This window comes from Pseudomonas sp. ADAK13 (assembly GCF_012935715.1).
In the GTDB taxonomy this organism is placed as follows: Bacteria; Pseudomonadota; Gammaproteobacteria; order Pseudomonadales; family Pseudomonadaceae; genus Aquipseudomonas.
The window spans coordinates 735860-754905 of sequence record NZ_CP052860.1 but is presented as its reverse complement, the minus strand read 5'-3'; the positions used below and the strand labels follow the sequence as shown (position 1 = coordinate 754905).

At 61.0% G+C, this 19046-nt stretch carries 15 protein-coding genes and 2 tRNA genes; 5 read left to right on the top strand and 12 right to left on the bottom strand.

Features of this window, described 5'->3' with window-relative positions:
• Positions 1-28: 28 nt before the first annotated feature.
• The 3 genes from HKK54_RS03610 to rimO form a co-directional block, all read right to left on the bottom strand.
• Positions 29-739 (bottom strand): rRNA pseudouridine synthase, encoded by a 711-nt coding sequence (locus tag HKK54_RS03610; RefSeq protein ID WP_003208627.1) that lies wholly within the window; start codon positions 737-739, stop codon positions 29-31.
• 71 nt (positions 740-810) lie between these two features.
• On the bottom strand, positions 811-1284 hold the full coding sequence (locus tag HKK54_RS03605) for a GNAT family N-acetyltransferase (RefSeq protein WP_169386168.1): 474 nt from the start codon (positions 1282-1284) through the stop codon (positions 811-813).
• Positions 1285-1387: 103 nt separating this feature from the next.
• Positions 1388-2728 carry a 30S ribosomal protein S12 methylthiotransferase RimO gene (gene rimO, locus HKK54_RS03600; protein ID WP_169386167.1) on the bottom strand — a complete coding sequence of 447 codons (1341 nt, stop codon included), beginning with the start codon at positions 2726-2728 and terminating at the stop codon, positions 1388-1390.
• A 301-nt stretch (positions 2729-3029) separates the two neighbouring features.
• On the opposite strand from rimO, the gene HKK54_RS03595 reads away from it, so the two are divergent.
• Entirely contained in the window at positions 3030-4931 is a 1902-nt protein-coding gene (locus HKK54_RS03595; RefSeq protein ID WP_010170040.1) for a potassium transporter Kup, read from the top strand.
• A 54-nt stretch (positions 4932-4985) separates the two neighbouring features.
• Here HKK54_RS03595 and HKK54_RS03590 read toward each other — a convergent pair whose 3' ends face one another.
• From HKK54_RS03590 to HKK54_RS03575, 4 genes are all read right to left on the bottom strand, one after another.
• Positions 4986-6272 (bottom strand): virulence factor family protein, encoded by a 1287-nt coding sequence (locus HKK54_RS03590; protein ID WP_010170038.1) that lies wholly within the window; start codon positions 6270-6272, stop codon positions 4986-4988.
• Positions 6272-8914, bottom strand: coding sequence for a bifunctional lysylphosphatidylglycerol flippase/synthetase MprF (mprF, locus tag HKK54_RS03585; RefSeq protein WP_169386166.1), 2643 nt, complete (start codon positions 8912-8914; stop codon positions 6272-6274). The genes HKK54_RS03590 and mprF overlap by 1 nt, the downstream gene beginning before the upstream one ends.
• 280 nt (positions 8915-9194) lie before the next feature.
• Positions 9195-9271 (bottom strand) — tRNA-Met (locus tag HKK54_RS03580).
• A gap of 206 nt (positions 9272-9477) precedes the next feature.
• Positions 9478-9554: transfer RNA gene (locus tag HKK54_RS03575), tRNA-Met, on the bottom strand.
• Between the two features lie 291 nt (positions 9555-9845).
• On the opposite strand from HKK54_RS03575, the gene dinB reads away from it, so the two are divergent.
• Positions 9846-10904 (top strand): DNA polymerase IV, encoded by a 1059-nt coding sequence (gene dinB, locus HKK54_RS03570; protein ID WP_010170027.1) that lies wholly within the window; start codon positions 9846-9848, stop codon positions 10902-10904.
• A gap of 53 nt (positions 10905-10957) precedes the next feature.
• On the opposite strand, the gene HKK54_RS03565 is transcribed toward dinB, so the two are convergent.
• The 4 genes from HKK54_RS03565 to HKK54_RS03550 form a co-directional block, all read right to left on the bottom strand.
• Positions 10958-11911 carry a hypothetical protein gene (locus tag HKK54_RS03565; RefSeq protein WP_010170025.1) on the bottom strand — a complete coding sequence of 318 codons (954 nt, stop codon included), beginning with the start codon at positions 11909-11911 and terminating at the stop codon, positions 10958-10960.
• 20 nt (positions 11912-11931) lie between these two features.
• The gene (locus tag HKK54_RS03560; RefSeq protein ID WP_169386165.1) at positions 11932-13647 is read right to left on the bottom strand and encodes a proline--tRNA ligase; all 1716 of its coding nucleotides are present in this window, start codon (positions 13645-13647) and stop codon (positions 11932-11934) included.
• A gap of 177 nt (positions 13648-13824) precedes the next feature.
• On the bottom strand, positions 13825-15357 hold the full coding sequence (locus tag HKK54_RS03555) for an AmpG family muropeptide MFS transporter (RefSeq protein WP_010170022.1): 1533 nt from the start codon (positions 15355-15357) through the stop codon (positions 13825-13827).
• Between the two features lie 43 nt (positions 15358-15400).
• Positions 15401-15763 (bottom strand): MGMT family protein, encoded by a 363-nt coding sequence (locus HKK54_RS03550; protein WP_010170020.1) that lies wholly within the window; start codon positions 15761-15763, stop codon positions 15401-15403.
• 154 nt (positions 15764-15917) lie between these two features.
• On the opposite strand from HKK54_RS03550, the gene HKK54_RS03545 reads away from it, so the two are divergent.
• Entirely contained in the window at positions 15918-16925 is a 1008-nt protein-coding gene (locus tag HKK54_RS03545) for a DUF481 domain-containing protein (RefSeq protein WP_010170019.1), read from the top strand.
• Between the two features lie 12 nt (positions 16926-16937).
• On the opposite strand, the gene HKK54_RS03540 is transcribed toward HKK54_RS03545, so the two are convergent.
• Positions 16938-17696: an SDR family oxidoreductase gene (locus HKK54_RS03540; RefSeq protein ID WP_169386164.1), complete on the bottom strand. Its 759-nt coding sequence runs from the start codon at positions 17694-17696 to the stop codon at positions 16938-16940.
• A 75-nt stretch (positions 17697-17771) separates the two neighbouring features.
• Between HKK54_RS03540 and HKK54_RS03535 the strand changes: the two genes are divergently transcribed.
• Together HKK54_RS03535 and HKK54_RS03530 are read left to right on the top strand one after the other, a co-directional pair.
• Positions 17772-18503, top strand: a complete 732-nt coding sequence (locus tag HKK54_RS03535; RefSeq protein WP_169386163.1) for a HugZ family pyridoxamine 5'-phosphate oxidase — start codon at positions 17772-17774, stop codon at positions 18501-18503.
• Between the two features lie 66 nt (positions 18504-18569).
• On the top strand, positions 18570-19046 hold the full coding sequence (locus HKK54_RS03530) for an FxsA family protein (RefSeq protein WP_008433587.1): 477 nt from the start codon (positions 18570-18572) through the stop codon (positions 19044-19046).

The window sequence follows — 19046 nt, the reverse complement described above, 5'->3', positions numbered from 1 at the left end:
TGCCTTACGATTCGGCGACAAAGAGGTGTCAGAACTTCTCTTTGCCGGACAGATAGCGCCATTGGCCTACCGGCACTTTGCCGATGGAGACTCCGCCGATGCGGATGCGTCGAATGGCGACGACTTTCAGGCCAACGGCTTCGCAGAACAAGGCAATCACACCCGGTTGCGGGTTTTTCAGCGCAAAGCGCAGGCGGTTCTCGTTCTGCCAGCTGGCTTTCACCGCGGGCAATTCCTTGCCTTTGTAGGTCAGGCCATGGTTCAGGCGGTTCAGGCCGTGGGCGACCATGTCGCCGGACACCTCCACCACGTATTCCTGTTCGATCTTGTTCGCGTCAGCCGTCAGCTTGCGCAGGATCTTCCAGTCCTGGGTGAACACCAACAGGCCGCTGGCCTTGGCTTGCAGGTCGCTGCTGGCGGTCAGGCGCAGGAAGTGGCCTTTGAGCGGGCGCTTGCTGAAGCGGTGTTCTTCCGACAGTGTCTCGGCGTTGATCGACGCCATGGCCGTCTCGGCGTCCACACCCGCAGGGGCGTGGAACAGGATGGTCACTGGCTCCGGCGCGGTGGCCTTGGCCTCAGGGTCAAGTTCGACCTTCTGGGTGGTGACCTTGAACTGCGGCTCGTCGATCACTTCGCCATCCACCGTGACCCAGCCGCCTTCGATGAACAGCTCAGCCTCCCGACGGGAGCAACCGACCAGTTCGATGAGGCGTTTGGAGAGGCGTAGGGGTTCAGTCATGACAAGGGCCGAAACAAAAGGGGGCGGCTATTGTACCTGTGTGGCGCCGGTTAATCCCGGCTCCATTTCATTTAGCCGCGGCGCGCCTGTTGCTGGGCCTGGCGCAAACGCATGTGCAGCAACGGATAGGGCTGCCCCATGCCGTCATGCTCGGTGCGTCCGATCACCTCGAAGCCCTGCTTGAAGTAGAAGCCCAGGGCCTGCGGGTTCTGCTCATTGACGTCCAACTGGTCGGCGTTCATGCACTCGATGGCATAGCGCAACAATTGCCGTCCCAGGCCCTGGCCACGGTGCGCGGGGTCGATAAACAGCATCTCGACCTTGCCCGCCGCCACTCCGGCAAACCCGGTGATGCGCTGGCGTGAGTCCTTGGTGCAGATCAGCATCACCGCGTCGAGGTAGCGGGTCAGCACCAGGTTTTTCAGCAACTCGATGTAACTGTCCGGCAGGAAATCATGGGTGGCCCGCACCGATGCCTCCCAAATAAGGGTCAGTTCCTGATAGTCGCTGGATTTGGGTGTATGGATAACCGAATGCTGACGCATGCCCGCTGCCCCTTGCCGATGATTGGCGCTGATGGGCAAAACGATAGACCTAAAAAAGCCCTGCATCTTGTCCAGAAGCAGGGCTTTTTCAATTCTTTACACCTTATGCGCGTTTTTCAGCCCACAGGTCGTACTCGTCGGCGTCGGTCACCGTGCACCAGACCTTGTCGCCTGGCTTCAGACCGCTGGCATCGTCGATGAACACGTTACCGTCGATTTCCGGTGCGTCGAAGAAGCAGCGGCCTACCGCGCCTTGCTCGTCGACTTCGTCGATCAGTACTTCGATTTCCCGGCCAATGCGCAGTTGCAGGCGTGCCGAGCTGATGGCCTGTTGGTGCGCCATGAAACGCTCCCAACGGTCTTGCTTGACGTCGTCCGGAACGATCGCAGCGTCCAGCAGGTTGGCCGGCGCGCCTTCAACCGGCGAGTACTGGAAGCAGCCAACGCGGTCCAGCTGGGCCTCGGTCAGCCAGTCCAGCAGGTACTGGAAGTCTTCTTCGGTCTCGCCCGGGAAGCCGACGATGAAAGTGGAGCGGATGATCAGTTCCGGGCAGATCTCGCGCCAGTTCTTGATGCGCGCCAGGGTCTTGTCTTCGAAGGCCGGGCGTTTCATGGCCTTGAGGATTTTCGGGCTGGCGTGCTGGAACGGGATGTCCAGGTACGGCAGGATCTTGCCGGCGGCCATCAGCGGGATCAACTCATCAACGTGCGGGTACGGATAAACGTAGTGCAGGCGCACCCAGACGCCGAGGCTGCTCAGGGCTTCGCAGAGTTCGGTCATGCGGGTTTTCACCGGCGCGCCGTTCCAGAAGCCGGTGCGGTATTTGACATCCACGCCGTAGGCGCTGGTGTCCTGGGAGATCACCAGCAGCTCTTTGACGCCGGATTTGACCAGGCGCTGGGCCTCGTCCAGGACGTCGCCCACCGGGCGGCTCACCAGCTTGCCGCGCATCGACGGGATGATGCAGAAGCTGCAGCTGTGGTTGCAGCCTTCGGAAATCTTCAGGTAGGCGTAGTGGCGCGGGGTCAGTTTGATGCCTTGTGGTGGCACCAGGTCGATCAGCGGGTTGTGGTCCTGGCGCGGCGGCACCACATCGTGAACGGCGTTGACCACCTGCTCGTACTGCTGCGGGCCGGTCACGGCCAGCACGCTCGGGTGCACGTTGCGGATGTTGCCTTCTTCCACGCCCATGCAGCCGGTGACGATCACCTTGCCGTTTTCCTTGATGGCCTCGCCGATCACTTCCAGGGACTCTGCCTTGGCGGAGTCAATGAAGCCGCAGGTGTTGACCACCACCACGTCCGCGTCCTGGTAGGTGGACACGACGTCATAACCTTCCATGCGCAGCTGCGTAAGGATGCGTTCGGAGTCGACCAGAGCCTTTGGGCAGCCCAGGGATACAAAGCCTACCTTGGGGTTGGCTTTTGCGATGGTGGTGGACATGTCTAACCTCGGTATTGAATGACGCCGCCAGTCGTGCACGAAAGGCGGCGGACGGGCGCTTAGCGCGCCTCTGATCAAAAAGTGCGCAATTCTAGCGACGGGAATCGCTCTTGACCAGCTTTATGCAGGGAAATACGACGAGTGCTGCGCTATGCTTCGCGCCGTTGCACCTGAGTGAATTTCCTCGGTCAATAAATCGTCTGTAACGAGAAGTAAAACAGCGCATGCTGTGGACAGCATAGGCGCCCGCAGCAGGCGCGCTGTTTATAAAAGACCGCAGGTCAAAGGGCAGGAGTGGTTGATGGGTCAGGCAAGTAGTCAGGCAGCAGGTGCCGAGCAGTCCAACGCAAAGCCGATCGGCATGCTGGTGGCGGCGGTGGGGGTGGTTTATGGCGATATCGGCACCAGCCCGCTCTACACCCTTAAAGAGGTGTTTACCGGCGGTTATGGGGTTCAGGTCAACCATGACGGTGTGCTGGGGATCCTGGCGCTGATCTTCTGGTCGCTGATCTGGGTGGTCTCGATCAAATACATGCTGTTCGTGTTGCGTGCCGATAACCAGGGAGAAGGCGGCATCATGGCCTTGACCGCGTTGGCGCGACGGGCGGCGGGCGAGCGTAAGCGGCTGCGCAGTTTCCTGGTGGTTTGTGGCCTGTGTGGCGCGGCGCTGTTCTACGGCGACAGCATGATCACCCCGGCGATTTCCGTGTTATCGGCGGTTGAGGGTCTGGAGTTGGCCTTCGATGGCCTGGAAAAATGGGTCGTGCCGATCGCCCTGATTGTGCTGGTGGCCCTGTTCCTGATCCAGAAACACGGTACCGACCGCATCGGCAAGTTGTTCGGGCCGGTAATGGTGACCTGGTTCCTGGTGCTGGGCGGCCTCGGCGCCTATGGCATCACCCAGCATCCGGAAGTGCTCAACGCCATGAACCCGATGTGGGGCGTGCGTTTTTTCGAGGCCCACCCGGGTATTGGCGTGGCGATCCTCGGTGCGGTGGTGCTGGCGCTGACCGGTGCCGAAGCGCTGTACGCCGACATGGGCCACTTCGGTCGCAAACCCATCGCTCGCGCCTGGTTCATGCTGGTGTTGCCGGCGCTGGTGCTCAATTATTTCGGCCAGGGCGCCTTGCTGCTCGGCGATCCTGAGGCCGCGCGCAACCCGTTCTACCTGCTGGCGCCGAGTTGGGCGCTGATCCCGCTGGTGGTGTTGTCCACGCTGGCTACGGTGATCGCGTCCCAGGCGGTCATCTCCGGCGCGTTCTCCCTGACTCGCCAGGCGATCCAGCTCGGTTATATCCCGCGCATGCACATCCAGCACACCTCCAGCGCCGAACAAGGCCAGATCTACATCGGCGCGGTGAACTGGTCGCTGATGGTTGGCGTGATCCTGCTGGTGCTGGGCTTTGAGTCCTCCAATGCACTGGCCTCGGCCTACGGCGTGGCGGTGACCGGTACGATGCTCATGACCACCATCCTGGTGTCGGCGGTAATGCTGCTGCTGTGGAAATGGCCACCCATACTGGCGGTCCCGGTATTGGTCTGCTGCCTGTTGGTGGACGGGCTGTACTTTGCTGCCAACGTGCCGAAGATCGTCCAGGGTGGTGCCTTTCCGGTACTCGCGGGGATTGTGCTGTTCGTGCTGATGACCACGTGGAAGCGTGGCAAGCAACTGCTGGTGGACCGCCTGGATGAGGGGGGGCTGCCGTTGCCGATCTTTATCAGCAGTATCCGTGTGCAGCCGCCCCACCGGGTCCAGGGCACGGCGGTGTTCCTCACTGCGCGGCCCGATGCCGTGCCCCACGCGCTGTTGCACAACCTGTTGCATAACCAGGTACTGCACGAGCAAGTGGTGCTGTTGACGGTGGTCTACGAAGACATTCCGCGAGTGCCGGTCGCACGTCGCTTTGAGGTGGATGCCTACGGCGAAGGCTTCTTCCGGGTGATCCTGCATTTCGGCTTTACCGACGAGCCAGACGTGCCCGAGGCCCTGAAGCTGTGCCATCTGGATGACCTGGACTTCAGCCCGATGCGCACCACGTACTTCCTCAGCCGCGAGACTGTGATCGCTTCCCGCATCAAGGGCATGGCGCGCTGGCGCGAAGGGTTGTTCGCCTTCATGCTCAAGAACGCCAACGGCAACCTGCGCTTCTTCAAGCTGCCGGTTAACCGGGTGATCGAGCTGGGTACCCAGGTAGAAATGTAAGCCCAACAAAAAGCCCCCGGTGCCTTGCGGCAGCGGGGGCTTTTTTGTGGGCGCTTATTCGGCCTTGGGGGTGCCTTGGCGCTTATTGATGATGTCCACCAGGCGCTGGGCCAGCGCCGGGTAATTCTCGTCGAAGTGATGGCCGCCAGGCAGCTTCACCGCTTCGCCGACGGCGGTCTTGTCGGTACAGCCGCTTTCATCGACTTCTTCGGCACCGTAGATGCACACCACTTTGGCCGCTGGCAGCTTGGCCATTTCCGGGCCGGTGGCGGCTTCTTTGCCGGCGTTGCCCAACCAGCCTTCCACTTCGATCTCGAAGCTGCCGGTGCGGGCGAAGGCCAGCAGGATAATTGCGTCTACACGCTGCTGCTCGCTTTCCGGCAGGCGGTTGTAGATGGCCGGCAGCACGTCGGCGCCGAACGAGTAGCCGGTCAGCACGAAGCGCTTGGTGCCCCACTTCTGCCGGTAGTGCTGCATCAGCTCGGTGAGGTCCTTGGCGCTTTGTTCCGGGGTCTTGTGCTGCCAGTAGTAGCGCAGGGTGTCGATGCCGACCACCGGGTAGCCGATCTTGGCCATCTCTCCGGCCACGTCACGGTCCAGGTCACGCCAGCCGCCGTCTCCGGAGAGGAACAGGGTGACGGTGTCCTTGGCCTGACCGGCAGGCACTTCGACCACCGGGATCGCCAGGCCGCCGTTGTCCGAACCCACCAGTTGCTTGCGCAGCTCGTTGTTCAGCACTTGCGGGTAGTGAACGTCGTAGTCGCTGATGCTGGTGGTGGCGCGCGGTGTGTCGCGTACGAAACTGGCAGCATCATCGTCAGGGTTATCGTTCCAGGCCACCAGCCAACTGCCATGGGCCGAGGTTTTCGGCAGCGGGTCGTTGCAGCCCGGTTGTGCCAGGGCGAAGCCGACGGAGATGGCGTTGGCCTTGTCGTCGTTCTGAGCTGCCAGCCAGCGCCAGGCCAGGGCTGCGCCAGGGCCGATGCCGCTGACCAGCGTCGCCGGGCCTTTAAGCTGGCCGAGGGCGGTCTGCAGGGCTTGTTCCTGCAGCTTGCAGTCTTCCTTGGGCAGGATCACCTGGACGATCTGCGCCGCGCCGCCCTGGCTCAGGGCAATCAGTTGGCTGTCGGTCAGGGTTTCGTCGGCCAGCACGGCCACGGCCACGCGGGCCTTGGGCGCGGTGCCCGGGGTTACGCGGGTCAGGACGGTGCCATCGGCCTGTGGCAGTTGTTCCAGAGTCGGTTGCGGTGCAGGGCGGTTCCAGTACCAGTAACCGCCACCGAGAATCAGTGCCAGTACCACCAAAAATGCCAATACATACCGCCAGGAGCGTCGAATCATCAGCGTTTCACCAATCCAGTCAAGCCGCCCGCAATCAGGGCGGCGGTGTCGGCCAGTGCCACCAGCGGATCAAGTCCTGCGGGCACGGCCATATAACGGGGTTCCCAGTCAGGCTGGAACTTGTCTTTGAAGCGGCGCAAGCCTTGGAAGTTATACAGTTGCTCGCCACGGCGGAACACCATCGAGCCCAGGCGTTGGGTCAGCGGGGCGCCACGTCGTGGTTGCAGGCCCGACAACGGCACCATGCCGAGGCTGAAGCGGGCGTAGCCATGGTTCTTATAATGTTGAATCAGGCCGACCATCATGAATTCCATGGTCAACTTCGGCGCGTCCGGGTGCGCACGCATCAGGTCGAGACTGGCCAGGTCATGGCTGTAGGTCTCAAGCAGGTTCGCAAACGCTACCGGGCGCCCTTCGAAGCGAATGATCGCAATGCGAAAGTGCTTGAGGTAGTCGTCGCTGAATCGTCCCAGGGAAAAGCCTTTTTCCCGCACGTTCTTGCCTGTCAGCCACGCGTCGGAGATGACTTTCAGCTCCTCCATCGGGGCCTGGCCGGGTTCGTGGATCTCCAGGGACAGGCCATCGCGGGTCCCGCGGTTCCAGGTGTAGCGCAGGTCCTTCATCTCTTTGCCCTTGGCTTCCAGGTCAAAGCGTTTCAGGTCGACCCGGGCTTCTTCACCCAGCTTGATCGCGGTCAGGCCGATGTCCATGTAGTACGGCAGGTTCTCTGCGCGCACCTGGTAGAACACCGGGCGGGCATGGTGAATATCACACAGGTCACGGAACTGCCAGATCATCTCGGCCCGTTGCAGGGTCGGGCCGATCGGGTCATACAAGGCCACCAGGCTGCGACCGCGACGGGCGTACATCAGGAACGCCTCGTCGTTGGGGTGAAACAGCAGGGCTTTGTCGCCGGTCAGTGCCAGGCCGCCATCGGGTTGCGCCGAGTTCATCAGGATCTTGGTGGCGCGCTCCAGTTCATCCGGTGTCGGCAGGTGGATGATCGGGCGCGCCGTGCGCAGCAGCCAGGTCAGCGAGACCACCACCAGCACCACGGCAGCGCCCAGCAGCGAGCGCAGGCCACGCGGGGCGTTGGCGTCGAGGGTGAACTGCCACCACAGCTGATGGCTGTAAGGCACATCCTGATAGGCAAACAGCAGCAGCCAGATCGACGCGCCGAGCACGCACACGCTGGCCACCAGGTACAGCGGCGAGAACGGTAGTTCGGTCAGGCGGCTGGCGCGATAGAACGAGCGCCGAAAGATCGCCAGCAGCACCGCCGTCATGGTCATCAGGCTGGCTTCTTCCCAGTCGAAACCCTTGAGCAGCGAGAGCAGGGCGCCGGTCAGCAGCAGCACCATGGTCAGCATCCACGCGGCGGACAACCGGCGACGCAGGCCTTGTGCGAGCAACAGGCAGAGCACGCCGATCAGGCTGGCACCAAAGTGCGAAGCGTCAATCAGGCGATGAGGAATCAGGAAGCCGATGTTTTCCAGGCGTGAGTCGATTTCCGGGGTTGCGCCGGAAAACAGCAGGACCACGCCGGACAAAAAAACCAGTACGGCCAGGATCGGTGCCGCGAGGCCGGAGGCCGCCCGCAGGCTTTGTTGCGTCTGGAACAGGCGCTGGGCTTCGTTGACCAGCAGGAACACACAGGCGATCAACAGCGGCAGCACCACGTAGATCATCCGGTACAGCAGCAATGCGGCAGCCAGTGGTGCGGCGCCGAGCTTGTCGGCAAAGGCCGCCAGCAGGATCGCTTCGAACACCCCGACGCCGCCCGGTACATGGCTGAGCACGCCGGCGGCCAGGGCCAGCAGGTACACCAGCAGGAACGGGCCAAAGGGCGGCGCTTCCGGCAGCAGCATATACAGCACGGTGGCGGCGGCGGCGACGTCGAGGGCGGTGATGATCAGTTGCAGGAAGGTCAGGCGACGGCCCGGCAGGCGCAGGGTGCGGCGCCCGGCCTTGACCAGCAGGTTGTCGGGGTACGGTTGTTCCGGCAGGCGACGGCGGTAGATGCCGATACACAGCGCTGCTGTCAGCAACAGCACCGCGCCGGCGATACTGCCTAGCAGGCTGGCCGGTAAATGCAGCGCGTTGGACGCGGCGGGCAGGTTGCTCAAGGTGGCCAGCGCAGCCAGTGGCGGCAGGGCACAACCCAGTGCCAGGCTGGCAAACACGGTCATGCGCGCCACTTCGGAGGCGCCGATGCCATACCGTGCATATAAACGGTAGCGAACCGAACCGCCCGAGAGCATCGACAGGCCAATCGCATTGCCTATGGCGAAGGCGGTAAAGCCGCCGTAGGCCAGGGTCTTGGCCGGCAGTTTCACGCCGGCATAGCGGGCGCCGGAAAATTCATAGCCCAACAAAATGATAAAGCCGGCGACAGCGGCACCGAATGCGCCCAGCAGTGCAGGTTTCGGCACTTCCAGGATCGAGTCGTGGAGCGCGTACAAGTCCAGCTCAAGCAGCAGGTGGCGACAGGCGATAAGGGCGATTGCGAACAGCAACAAGGTGACGGCCAGCCCGATGGGTTGGCGGTATTTGCTCAACAGATCCAGCCAGCGCAAACGGGTGGGAGTGATCGGTTGTGTCGCTGTGACAGTGTCTTGTGGTTCAGACGAGTTGGCGCGCATCAATCACCTCGTGGATTGTGCGCGACAGGATGGAGGTATCCAGCCAAGTTACCAATCCCTATGGACAAAATAATTACAAATATTAACGCGTATCGCGAAGTGCAGCGACAGCGCCCATTGGTCGTAGAAGGACAGTGCTTGAAGACTTAGCATAGCTTGCAATGAGATGGACTCTACAAACCGTGTACGGTTTCATGAAAGATGCCATGCCATTGTTTCAAAAGGACTTTTTCGTCAGATACAAAAAAGGCCACTCTTTCGAGCAGCCTTTTTTGATGTTTGGTTGCGGGAGCCGGATTTGAACCGACGACCTTCGGGTTATGAGCCCGACGAGCTACCAGACTGCTCCATCCCGCGTCTGTGTGGCGGCATTCTACAGAGCAACGGCAGGGTGTCAACCGTTAATCGGCTGATGGGTCAAATAAGTGCGAATAAGCGTCAAATTGTCACGCACGAGCGGTAAGTGCGCGATTGGGAAAGGTTTTTTGTCAGACAATCGAAAAGGGCGCTAAAACAGACAGGCACAAAAAAGGCCACTCTTTCGAGTAGCCTTTTTTGATGTTTGGTTGCGGGAGCCGGATTTGAACCGACGACCTTCGGGTTATGAGCCCGACGAGCTACCAGACTGCTCCATCCCGCGTCTGTGTGTCGGCATTCTACAGAGGAACGCGGGTGTGTCAACCGCTGATTCAAAGAAAAGCGCTTGTGGTTCAATCGGTTAGCTCTCCAAGGCGACCCCTTGATAGGCCGCGGGGCCAGTCTGGCCGAGGCTTTCAGCTCTATTGGGGGGTGGTTTTCGATTGAGAAAATGAATTCATCTGCGAATTTTCCTACCGCTTAGGCGGAAGATTCAAACTACTGGTGCTATATACAGGTGTGAGTGAGATACTGCCCACCTGTTCGTTTTCTGCCCGAAACCACTGCCTTATATATGACGCAGCGCAAAATCATCCACGTCGACTGTGATTGCTTCTACGCCGCCATCGAGATGCGCGACGACCCGACCCTGGCGCAAAAGCCTCTGGCGGTGGGCGGCTCGGCAGACCGTCGCGGAGTGATCGCCACCTGCAACTATGAAGCCCGGGCCTACGGGGTGCGCTCGGCCATGTCGTCCCGGCACGCCTTGAAGCTGTGCCCGGACTTGACCATCGTCAAGCCGCGCATGGACGCCTATAAAGAAGCGTCGAAGGAAATCCAGACGATCTTTCGCGACTACACCGACCTGATCGAGCCGTTGTCCCTGGACGAAGCCTACCTGGACGTCTCCGACAGCCCGCATTTCGGCGGCAGCGCCACGCGCATTGCCCAGGACATTCGTCGGCGGGTCTCCAACCAGTTGCACATCACCGTTTCTGCGGGCGTGGCGCCGAACAAGTTCCTCGCCAAGATCGCCAGCGACTGGAAAAAGCCCAACGGATTGTTTGTGATCACCCCGGATCAGGTCGAAGACTTTGTCTCGGCACTCCCGGTGAAAAAGCTCCACGGCGTGGGCAAGGTCACCGCCGACAAACTGGCGCGTCTGGGGATTGAGGATTGTCTGCAGCTGCGGGAGTGGAACAAGCTGGCGCTGGTGCGTGAATTTGGCAGCTTCGGCGAGCGTCTTTGGAGCCTGGCCCGTGGGATTGATGACCGTGTGGTGCAGAACGACAGCCGCCGGCAGTCCATCAGCGTGGAAAATACCTACGATGTGGATCTACCGGATCTGCCCAGTTGCCTGGAAAAATTGCCTGAACTGATGGAAACCCTGGCCGGGCGCATGGCGCGCATCGACAGCAGCTACCGGGCGGGCAAGCCGTTCGTCAAAGTGAAATTTCACGACTTTACCCAGACAACCCTGGAGCAGGCCGGGGCAGGGAGGGACCTGGAGAGTTACCGGCAGTTGCTGACCCAGGCGTTCAATCGTGGCGGCAAGCCGGTACGATTGCTGGGGATCGGCGTGCGATTGCTGGATTTGAGCAGCGGCAACGAGCAGCTCCAATTCCCCTGGTAGAAACCGAAAACCAAATGTGGGAGCGAGCAAGCCCGCTTCCACATTTAAAGGCTTCAGCGTGCCTCAGGATCCGCCACCAGACGCCCCGCGTCCTTGGTCAAGGCCTGCAGGAATTCCTGCTGTAGCTCAGGATCATTGCGGGTCAGCTCAATGAGGCTTTGTTCCAGCTCGCTGGCTTCCTCTTCCAGGCCCAGCTCCGACAGGCGCTTGACCCGGTGCACCCACTCGCTGACCTCGTCGTCTTCCAGGTCGTCGTAGATCAACCCGTGAGCTTCGAGCAATTTGCCCCGCAGGGTGCTGCTGATAGCCAGGGATGAGTCCGAGTGCACGTCGTCCTGGGCATCTTCAACGCTGATCTTCAGGGTGCTGATGCGGTTCAGGTCCTGCTCGGCAAACGGGCTGTCCAACAGGTTCAGGCGCAGTACGCCATTGCGGTCGGTGGTCAGCTCATGGGTTTGCTTGCCGGCGGTCACCTGCACCGGGCGCTCGCTCCAGGGCAGGCTCGAGTACTCCACGCGCTTGTCGCGCTGGACTTCATCGATACCCGCCAGGTTCTGTTGCGCCCGGCCGTTGGACTGCACGTTCATGAACGGGTTGACCCCGTCCACGCCGTAGCTGAGCCAATCGCGGGTCATGCTGGCAGGCAGGTTGCCCAGGGCAAAGATATTCGCCACGTTGGCGCCGACGCCCGCCACCAGCGCGACCGCGCCAAGGGGCATCTCATAGAGTTTGCGCCAGGGCTGGTAGGGCGTGTAACGGTCGTAACGACGGGTGACTTCGAATTCGGTGACCTCAAAGGTCTTTTGCTCATGAATGCGAACCCGGCGTTGCGGCAGCTCCAGCACTTTGGGCTCGCCTACATCGATCTGCAGACTGTGATCGAGCAATTTGCGCTCGATGCGTTCCTCGTGCTCGCTGCGTTGCGACATCTGGTTGGCGCAGCCGCTGACCAGCAGGGCGCCACATAACGTGGCGCCCCCCAGGGCTATGGTGTTTCGCTTGAACATGACGACTCTTGATCTGGGTTTCAGCGACGAATACGCGCCTGAAGGAAAGACAGCACGTCAGCCACCGGCAACGGTTGGGCTTCGGCTTCGGTCCGGCTCTTGTATTCCAGATTGCCATCGGCCAGGCCGCGGTCACTGACCACGATCCGGTGCGGGATGCCAATCAGTTCCATGTCGGCGAACTTGATGCCCGGGCTGGTCTTCTTGTCCCGGTCATCCAGCAACACTTCAAAACCGGCAGCCGTCAGTTCGGCATACAGCTTGTCGGTGGCTTCGCGCACTTGCTCGGTTTCGTAGCGCAGCGGTACCAGGGCGACCTGGAACGGCGCCAGGGCGTCACTCCAGATGATCCCTTTCTCGTCGTTGTTCTGCTCGATGGCAGCCGCAACCACGCGGGAAACACCAATGCCGTAGCAGCCCATTTCCAGGGTGATCGGCTTGCCGTTCTCGCCCAGCACTTCGCACTTCATCGCCTTGCTGTACTTGTTGCCCAGCTGGAAGATGTGCCCGACTTCGATGCCGCGCTTGATTTCCAGGGTGCCCTTGCCGTCCGGGCTCGGGTCGCCTGCAACCACGTTGCGCAGGTCGGCCACGGTCGGAACCGGCAGGTCACGTTCCCAGTTCACGCCGAAGTAGTGCTTGTCATCGATGTTGGCACCGATGCCGAAGTCGCTCATCAGCTCCACGGAACGGTCGATGATGATCGGCAGCGGCAGGTTCAGCGGGCCCAGGGAACCAGCGCCGGCGCCAATGGCGTCGCGCAGTTCGGAGTCGGTGGCCATCACCAGCGGGCTGGCAACGCCTGGCTGCTGGGCGGCCTTGATTTCGTTGAGCTCGTGGTCGCCACGGATCACCAGGGCGATCAGCTTGCCTTCTTCCTCGGCGTGCACGATCAGGGTCTTGATGGTCTTTTCAATCGGCAGATTGAATTTCTCCACCAGGGCCGCGATGGTCTTGGTCTCAGGCGTATCCACCAGGCGCAGCTCTTCGCTTGGTGCCGGACGGGAGGTTTCCCGTGGCACGGCTTCGGCTTTCTCGATGTTCGCCGCGTAGTCGGAACCGTTGCTGAACACGATATCGTCTTCGCCGGATTCGGCCAGTACGTGGAACTCGTGGGAGCCGGCGCCGCCGATGGAGCCGTTGTCCGCTTCAACCGGGCGGAACTTCAGGCCCAGGCGGGTGAACACGTTGCAGTAGGCGGTGTGCATGCGGTCGTAGGTGACCTGCAGGGACGCCTGGTCAGCGTGGAACGAATAGGCGTCCTTCATGATGAATTCACGGCCGCGCATCAAACCGAAGCGTGGGCGGATTTCGTCACGGAACTTGGTCTGGATCTGATACAGGTTGAGGGGCAGCTGTTTGTAGCTGCTCAACTCGTTGCGCATCAGGTCGGTGATCACTTCTTCGTGGGTCGGGCCGGCGCAGAAATCGCGGCCATGACGATCCTTGAAGCGCAGCAATTCAGGGCCGTACTCTTCCCAGCGCCCGGATTCCTGCCACAGCTCAGCCGGTTGGGTGCTCGGCATCAACACTTCCAGAGAGCCGGCGGCGTTCATTTCTTCACGAACGATGGCTTCGACCTTGCGCATCACCTTCAAGCCCATGGGCAGCCAGGTGTACAGGCCCGAGGCCAGTTTGCGGATCATGCCGGCGCGCAGCATCAGCTGGTGGCTGATCACGACCGCGTCGGAAGGCGTTTCTTTCTGTGTGGCGAGCAAATATTGACTGGTGCGCATGGTAGGCCGTTGTCGGTTGCTTGGACTTGAAATGACTTTTGATTGTACGGGCGGTCGCTGCCGGAGTACAGGCATCTGTGGGAGCTGGCTTGCCTGCGATGCAGGCGGCACGGGGTGTCAGTTACACCGCGGTGATGCCATCGCAGGCAAGCCAGCTCCCACATTGACCGCGTACTTTCAGTCTTCTTTGGTGGGGTTCAAGCGAATCCGCCGGCTTTCCTGGAACCAGTGCAAGGCAATCAGGATCAGCGTCGGCACACCCAGCAGGCAGGTGATCAGGAAGAAGTTGTGATAACCGAACTTCTCGACCATCACCCCCGAATACCCTCCGATCAAGCGTGGCAGCAGCAACATGATCGAGCTGAGCAGGGCGTATTGGGTGGCGGAGAACTTCAGGTTGGTCAGGCTCGACAAGTACGCAACAAACGCCGAGGTCGCCATGCCCGAACTGAAGTTATCCAGGGAGATGGTGAAAATCAGCATCTGCAGGTCCGGGCCCATGTCGGCGAGCATCACGAACAGCAGGTTGGTACCGGCCGATGCTATACCGCCGATAAACAGGATCGGCAGGATGCCGAAGCGCACGATCAGCAGTCCGCCCATGCCGGCACCCAGCAGGGTCATGATCAGGCCGAACACCTTGCTGACGCCGGCGATCTGGTCCTTGGTAAAACCCTGGTCGATATAGAACACGTTGGCCATGACGCCCATCACCGTGTCCGACATGCGATAGGTGGCAATCAGCCCCAGCAGCAGGAAGGCCTGCCAGCGGTAGCGCAGGATAAAGTCGTTGACCGGCGTGAGCACCGGCGCCAGGCCCCGGCGGCCCATGGTCGACAGGCACAGGGTGGTCAGGATGATATAGAGGATGGCCCGCAGGAACGCGCGGTCTTCCAGCAGCAAGTCCAGCAGGCTGACGCCGTGGAACAGCACGCTGGCGAAGTCTGTGTTGTACAGCTGGGTGAACATCGCCGGCACCGACACCAGCAGCACGATCAACACGAACACCGAGACCAGTTGGTGCGCAAAACTGTAGCGACCGGCCTGCAACTGGGTGCGAAGTGGCACATTGGGTTCGCGCATGAACAGGGTGGTCAGCAGCGCTGGCACCATCAGCACACCGAACAGTACATACGTGCCGGCCCACGCCGAGTGCTTGTAGTTGAACCCGGTGGAGCCGAAACCTTCAGCGAAAAACAGTGCGCCGGCGGTGGCCAGCAGGGCGGCCACGCGATACCCGGACATATAGCTGGCGGCCAGCGCGGCCTGCTGGCTGTCGCTGGCGATTTCCAGGCGGTAGGCGTCTACGGCGATATCTTGCGTGGCGGAAGCGAAGGCAACGATAACGGCGATGGCGATCAGCCAGGACAGGTGCTTTTGCGGATCGCAGAACCCCATGCCGATCAATCCGAGGATCACCAGCGTCTGGGACAGTACCAGCCAGGAACGACGACGTCCGAGCTTGCCGAGCAGCGGCAGGCGCCATTGGTCGAGCAAGGGCGACCAGACCCACTTGAAGGCATAGGCCAGGCCGATCAGGCTCGCATAACCGATGGTTTCGCGGGCCACACCGGCCTCACGCAACCACACCGAGAGCGTCGAGAACACCAACATGTAAGGCAAGCCGGCAGCAAAGCCGAGCAGCAACAGCACTAACGTCGAGGGGCTGGCATAGGCGGCGAGCGCGGCGCGCCAGGTTTTACGGGGCATGGGCTGGAGTCTGCCTCAGAATTACGCAAATAAAGCGCGCACTCTAACCGCTGTGCTCTACCGGGCGCCAGCCATGACGCTGAATATCAACACGATTGTTCAGGATGCTGACACCTTCACCGCGCAAACGCGCGCGTTGCTCGTCCCCCGAGGCACTGCCCACCGGCAGACTTATCCGACCGCCGGCACCCAACACGCGATGCCAGGGCAGTTTGGTGTCTTCTGGCAACTGGCTCAGGGTGCGGCCCACCCAGCGCGCGGCGCGACCCAAACCGGCGAGGTGCGCCAGCTCCCCGTAGCTGATCACGCAGCCTTCGGGCACTTGGGCGAGGGTCAGGTACAGCACGGTGCGGCGCATTTCGGCCGGGCTTTGCGGGGCGTCGGTCGTTTCGTTCACGGTGGGCATGTCCGATGAAAATATCCGTCTATTCGTAGGAAATGTCTGCAAATGTACCGCCGGGCACGGAACTCGATACAAATACCCGAGTCAGTCCTTGCTAAGAAGTTATCCGCCCCGATAATGCCCGTTTTTTCGCCAAACTCGAGCCTCAAATCCGCTTATGTTGTCCAGAACCCTGCTGTGCCTCGCTGTTTTCAGCGCCTCCACGCCGCTGCTCGCCGATACCGTCTGGTTGAAGAACGGTGACCGACTGACCGGCAAGATCAAGGTTTTCGACGGTGGCAAGCTACTGATCCAGACCGACTATGCCGGTGCCATCCCGGTGGACTGGAAGCAGGTCAAGACCCTGGAAAGTGACCAGGAGTTGCTGGTCAAACAGGATGCCTACACCGGTGAGAAGGCCAAGTCCCTGCAGGCGGCCGATGACGGCAAAGTCGTCCTGGCCAACGGCGAGGCGCCGAAGACCGTCGAGCTGGCCAGCATCCAGCAGATCATCAAGCCCAAGCCGGTGATCGAAGACCTGGTGTGGAAGGGCAATGTCGACATGGCGCTGGACTACAAGCGTGCGGAAAAAGACACCAACGACTACGACATCGACTTCAAGACCACTGCCCGCCATGGCCAGTGGCGCCATACCGCCCAGGGCGAATACAACCGCGAATTTCAGGACGACGTGACCACCACCGACAACTGGGCGCTGGAATACGACCTGGACCGCTTCATCACCGAACACTGGTTCTGGCAGGGTCGCTTGACCTACAAGCGTGACAAGGTCGAAGACCTGTCCCGCCAGCGCACCGTGGGTACCGGCCCGGGCTATCAATTCTGGGACGATGAGTTGGGGGCGTTCTCCCTTGGTTCGCTGGTCAACCGCACGGATTACGAATATCAGGACGGCGGCAAGGACAACTTCTACTCGCTGGCCATGAAGTGGAACTACAACCGCTACCTGGTGGGCAAGACCGTCGAATTCTTCACCAATGGCGAGCTGGGCAAACCGTTGGCAGGGCCGTCCGACTATTCCCTGGATGCGGAAATGGGCCTGCGCTACAAAGTCACCGAGTGGGCCTCCCTCAACCTCAAGGCAGAGCGCGACATTATTAGTGGCGACTCGGAGAGTGCGTTGAGCAAGACCCGCTACACCGCCGGGTTCGGCGTGGCCTGGTAAAGCGCTGCCTGATTAAAGGCGCAACCCGCCGTCCATTTCCAGGATCCGCCCGGTGTAGTAGTCGTTCTCAAAGATATACGCCGCCGAATGGGCAATCTCCTCGGGCCGCCCCATGCGCTTGAGGGGAATGCCCGAGGTCATCTTCTCCAGGGCCTCGGGCTTCATGCCCAGGGTCATCTCCGTCTCGATAAACCCCGGTGCAATGCCCGCCACGCGGATACCGTAACGCGCCAGCTCCTTGGCCCAGGTCACAGTGGCGGCTGCTACACCGGCCTTGGCGGCGGAGTAGTTGGTCTGGCCGACGTTACCGGCGCGGGAGATCGACGAAATGTTGATGATGGTGCCCTGATTCTTCAGCTCCACCATTTTTGCCGCCACTTCGCGGGTGCACAGGAACACCCCGGTGAGGTTGACGTCGATCACCGCCTGCCACTGGGCCAGGCTCATTTTGATCATCTCGCCGTCCTTGACCTTGAGCAGCAGGCCGTCACGCAAAATCCCCGCGTTGTTGATCAAGCCGTTGATCGCACCAAAGTCGTCGGCGATCTGCGCCACGGTGTGGGTGACCTGCTCTTCATCCGCCACGTTGCACAGATAGGCCCGGGCTTTCACGCCATGCGCCTGGCAGGCTGCCACGGCCTGGTCGAGTTTTTCCTGATTGAGGTCCACCAACGCCAGGTGTGCACCTTTGGCGGCAAAATACTCGGCCATGGAACGGCCCAAACCCTGGCAACCGCCGGTGATAATGATTACTTTGTCGTTGAGATGCATTCGCAAGTCCTGTGGGCAGAATTAAGCGGCTATCCAAGTTTGTTTTTTGACGAAATTTATCAAAGGAGTCATAAGTTGAGCGCGCACGTTGCCAAGAATGCCCGAGAACTACTGCTCAAGGAATACCGTGGGGCACTCTCCACCTTGTCCAAGGCCATGCCCGGTTTCCCGTTTGGCTCAGTGGTGCCGTACTGCCTGGACGCCGAGGGCCGGCCGCTGATCCTGATCAGCCGGATCGCCCAGCACACCCATAACCTGCAGAAAGACCCCAAGTGCTCCCTGTTGGTGGGTGAGCGTGAGGCGGACGATGTGCAAGCCGTAGGGCGCCTGACCTACCTGGCCGAAGCCGAAAAGCTCGAAGACAGTGCTGCGATTGAAGCCGCCGCCGAGCGTTATTACCGCTACTTCCCGGATTCGGCGAACTACCACAAGGCCCATGATTTTGACTTCTGGGTGCTCAAGCCGGTACGCCACCGTTACATCGGCGGGTTTGGTGCGATCCACTGGGTCGACAACTTGACCCTGGCCAACCCGTTCGCCGCCAAGGCCGAGCTGAGCATGATCGAGCACATGAACAGCGACCACACCAAGGCCATCGCTCACTACGTCGAGCTGGCTGGGCTACCGACTTCCGAGCCTGCGCAACTGGCCGGTATCGACAGCGAAGGCATGCACCTGCGCATTGGCCAGGCCCTCTATTGGCTGCCCTTTGCAGAGCCTTGCAACACGCCGACACAAGTACGCGAAGCCTTGGTTTTCCTGGCTCACGCCGAGGTCTGGCCGAAAAAAGCAGCCGCTGAAGCTTGAATTCACGAAACGGCGACGTCATCTAAGGTGAAGTAGCAAGGCATTCTTGCGTTGAGGAACCATTTGATGCGCCCTTTTTTGTTGCTCTTTTTGTTGTTTCCGGTGCTGGAGCTGTTCGTATTCGTACAAGTCAGCGGGGCAATCGGGTTTTTCCCGGCGCTGCTGCTGATCATTCTCGGCTCGATGCTCGGCGTTCTGGTGCTGCGCGTCGCCGGCCTGGCCACGGCGCTGCGTGCCCGTGAAAGCCTTAATCGCGGCGAACTGCCGGCCCAGACCATGCTGGAAGGCCTGATGATGGCGTTGGCCGGTGGCCTGCTGATCCTCCCGGGTTTCATCAGCGATGTGGTCGGCCTGGTGATGCTGCTGCCGTTCACTCGCAAGCTGCTGGCGGGCAAGATGCGCCAGCGTGCCGAAGAGGCGGCGATCCGCCAGCGCGCCTTTGCCGACGACCTGCAACCCCGCGGCGGCCCGGCTCCGCGCCAGCCCCTGGGGCGTGAAGGTGACGTGATCGAAGGCGAGTTCGAACACCGCGACCCCAAGTAA